Origin of the sequence: Protofrankia sp. Cr2 (assembly GCF_963555885.1) — a bacterium.
Classification (GTDB): Bacteria; Actinomycetota; Actinomycetes; order Frankiales; family Frankiaceae; genus Protofrankia.
The window spans coordinates 91,315-94,787 of the sequence record NZ_CAUVXG010000016.1 but is presented as its reverse complement, the minus strand read 5'-3'; the positions used below and the strand labels follow the sequence as shown (position 1 = coordinate 94,787).

Below are 3,473 nucleotides of genomic sequence, written 5' to 3'. Positions count from 1 at the left end.
GCCTAGTTCGGTACAGGGCAGCCACCCCTCCCCCGGCCCCCCGGGATCCACTATGGGGACGGAACGGAGCGGGTGGGTGTGACAAGGCGGGCGACAACACGACCACCGAGGCGGCTACCGAGGTCAGCGGCTGGGGCCCACCGATATCCGGTCACCTCCTCAGCCTGGATCGTCACCGCAACTTCCGCGGTGAGGCCGAACAGGAACCGCAGGTCGTAGTGCGTGTGCTCGGGTTCGCCCCGAGCAGGGTTCGCCGGGATCAGGTGGGCATCGATGTCCACTGGCCGGGACAGCAGCAGACCCGCGGATGTCGGGTCGATGCCGGTTTCCTCGGCGAGTTCCCGCAGCGCAGCGTCCACGAGCGAGGAGTCGGACGGTTCGACGTGACCACCAGGTAGCAGCCACCGCCCGAGCGCGGCATGCCGGATCCGCAACACCAGCCCGTCGCGAGCGACCACGACCGCGCCGCAGGTGACATGTCCCGGCATCGTCGTGCGGGAAGCTACCGGTATGCAGACCGTTGCCGCGTCGAGCAGCGGACGCAGCACGTGAGCCTCATCGGGATAAACGTCGAGATATTGGCGGACCATCACGGTCACGTCCTCGTTGGTGACGGTCACAGCGGACGGACTCCTCAGTCGTCGTTGAAACAACGCAGCCAGGCCGACGCGATTATTTCATGGTCGCCGGGGTCAACTTCATGCACGCCAGGCTCTACCATCCCTGCGGACAATGCCGCTAGGGCGGCGAGTATTTCGCCCTGGATCAGGAAGATGAACGGCCCGACTGACGCCCCACACGTGAACTGATTGACCAGTCTGTTACGCATTGGCCACACGAAAAACGCGTCATCGAGATGATCGACCGCTTCCGGGACGTCACGCCGAACGCGCTACCTGCCTACCGTCCATCATTGTCCGAGTAGTACCCATAGATCACCCATAGATCACCAGCGGACTCTATCCACGCCCCTATTGCCGGTCGCTCAAAACCTACCGAACAAGCACCCAACCACACCTCACTGCGAGGCAGGCCATCAGATCACAACCCTGGCCCCAGCGCGTGCCGCCTGGCGCAGCGGCAGGATTGTCGGTGCTGACTGGCAGCATGGTCGGCATGGCCAACTGGGATGACGTCGAAACGGCCGCTCCGGAACTCGCGGCGGCGGTCAGGGGTCGGTTCGAGGCGTACGGGCTCGCGATCCTCGCCACCCTGCGGCGCGACGGCTCTCCCCGGGTGAGCGGGATCGAGCCGCTGTTCGCGCTCGGCGGGCTGTGGCTCGGCATGATGCCGGACTCCCGCAAGGGAACCGACCTGCTGCGGGACCCACGCTGTGCCCTGCACAACGCGACCACGGACAAGAACGTCGCCCACGGTGATGCGAAAATCAACGGCCGTGCGGTCGTCGTGAGTGACACCGACAGCCTGAACGCCTACCGAGCGGCCTGGGCGACGTCCGCGGACGCACCGGTGCCCGAGCCGTTCGCCCTGTTCAGGATCGACGTCACCGAGCTGACGATGATCAGTGTTGCCGATGACGAGCTCGTCGTGGACTTCTGGCGCGAGGGAGCCCGACCCGGGCGAACCATCCGAAAATGATCATTTTCGGGCGCTCTAAGTCACCGATATACGACCGGGCCGCACTCGAACAGATCAACGAAAATGTCGGCTAACGGTAGCGTAGAACGCCTGCGAATGGTAGCGTACAGCACCGTGCGCGAGTACCGGACCCGTGTGGTGGACAGCGAACTCGACGAATTGCTGCCTGGCCTGGCTGCGATCAGCCTGGAAGGGCCGAAGGGTGTCGGCAAGACTGCGACAGCAACGCGACGAGCCCGTACGGTCTTCACGTTGGACGACTCGGCCCAGCGCGAACTCCTGCGGGCCGATCCGCAACGCCTCGACCGCTCACCCACGCCGGTGCTCGTCGATGAATGGCAACGTGAACCGGCGGTGTGGGACCTCGTACGCCGCAGCGTCGACCGTGACCCCGCACCCGGCCGCTTCCTGCTAACGGGTAGCGCCACGCCGACCATCGCGCCCACCCATTCCGGCGCCGGTCGGATCGTGACGCTGCGCATGCGTCCGATGAGCCTCGCGGAACGCGGGCTGGCGACTCCCGCCGTCGGACTGTCCGATCTCCTCACCGGAGGACACCCGGTCGTCGACGGCTCCTCGGACCTGACCATGTCTGACTACGCCGAGGAGATCATACGGTCCGGCTTCCCGGGAATCCGCGATCTACCGGCCAGAGCACGCAGAGCGCAACTCGACGGCTACCTCGCCCGGATCGTCGAACGGGACTTCCCCGAACAAGGCCACCTGGTCCGTCGACCCGCCACTCTGAAAGCGTGGCTTACCGCCCACGCCAGCGCGACCGCCACGACAACCTCGTACAGCGTCATCCTCGATGCGGCGACCGCGGGCGACGACGACAAGCCCGCCAAGACAACCACCATCGGCTATCGGGATGTGCTGTCACAGCTGTGGCTACTCGACCCGCTGAGCGGCTGGTCTCCCAATCGGAACACCTTCGCCAGGCTGGGTATGGCGCCCAAGCATCACCTGGCAGACCCGGCTCTCGCCGCACGCCTGCTCGGCGCGGACGTGCACGCTCTACTGGACGACTCCGTCTCCGGACCAGCCATCCCCCGTCACGGTCCGCTGCTCGGCGCTCTGTTCGAGTCGCTCGTAACACTCAGCATGCGCGTGTATGCACAAGCCTCCGAAGCCGTCGTGCATCACTTGCGGACCCGGAACGGGGATCACGAAGTCGATCTGATCGTCCAGCGAGCCGACCATCGCGTCGTCGCGTTCGAGATCAAACTCGCCCCTACTGTCAGCGACCGCGACACCGTCCACCTGAGATGGCTGCGGGACCGACTGGGCGACGACCTGCTCGACGCAGCCGTCATCACCACCGGTACCCATGCCTATCGGCGACAGGACGGCATCGCGGTTATCCCGGCCGCCGCACTGGGACCCTGACCCTGCACTGCCCGTTTTGGACGAGCTCGCCGCGGCGATGCCCTATGTCGCTGAGAACGTGGGGCCTGGCTGGGACCTCGTTCTCACGAAACTGACCGCCATGGCAGAAGGTGTCGCCATCACCCGGCTCAGTTGCCGACGACCCGCAAGCGCGTTGAGGCAGTCTGCCCTGATCTCAGCCCTCTGGCTATGATCAGATAGTTGCCGGGGGTGGCGCCTTCACGGACCTGAATGGCGGCCTGGCCGCTGATCCCCGCGGCGACAGCGCTGATCACGCCGCTGGATGGGCCGGTCCAGGAGAATTGCACCTGCTCGCTGGGCCAAAACCCCGAAGCCGTGGCCCGGTATGTATTCCCGACCGCCACCGTAGAGGGCGACAGCGTCAGCGTGGGCGTGATGGACAGGTTCCCGTCGGGGAACGCCTGATTCCCTTCACGATCTCGCTGTGCCTGGCCAGAACGTTCAGCCGCGGCACGTTCAGCCGC

General features: G+C 65.7%; 3 protein-coding genes and 1 pseudogene. 2 read left to right on the top strand and 2 right to left on the bottom strand.

Annotation, left to right across the window (positions count from 1 at the left end):
- Window positions 1-50: 50 nt before the first annotated feature.
- Window positions 51-620, bottom strand: coding sequence for an NUDIX hydrolase (locus tag U9978_RS10265; protein ID WP_322760851.1), 570 nt, complete (start codon window positions 618-620; stop codon window positions 51-53).
- Between the two features lie 472 nt (window positions 621-1,092).
- On the opposite strand from U9978_RS10265, the gene U9978_RS10260 reads away from it, so the two are divergent.
- Complete coding sequence (locus tag U9978_RS10260) at window positions 1,093-1,599, top strand: pyridoxamine 5'-phosphate oxidase family protein (RefSeq protein WP_322760850.1); 507 nt, start codon at window positions 1,093-1,095, stop codon at window positions 1,597-1,599.
- 96 nt (window positions 1,600-1,695) lie between these two features.
- On the top strand, window positions 1,696-2,988 hold the full coding sequence (locus U9978_RS10255; protein WP_322760849.1) for an ATP-binding protein: 1,293 nt from the start codon (window positions 1,696-1,698) through the stop codon (window positions 2,986-2,988).
- A 128-nt stretch (window positions 2,989-3,116) separates the two neighbouring features.
- Here the strand turns inward: U9978_RS10255 and U9978_RS10250 are convergent.
- Window positions 3,117-3,473: pseudogene (locus U9978_RS10250) on the bottom strand (hypothetical protein); the annotation flags it as partial.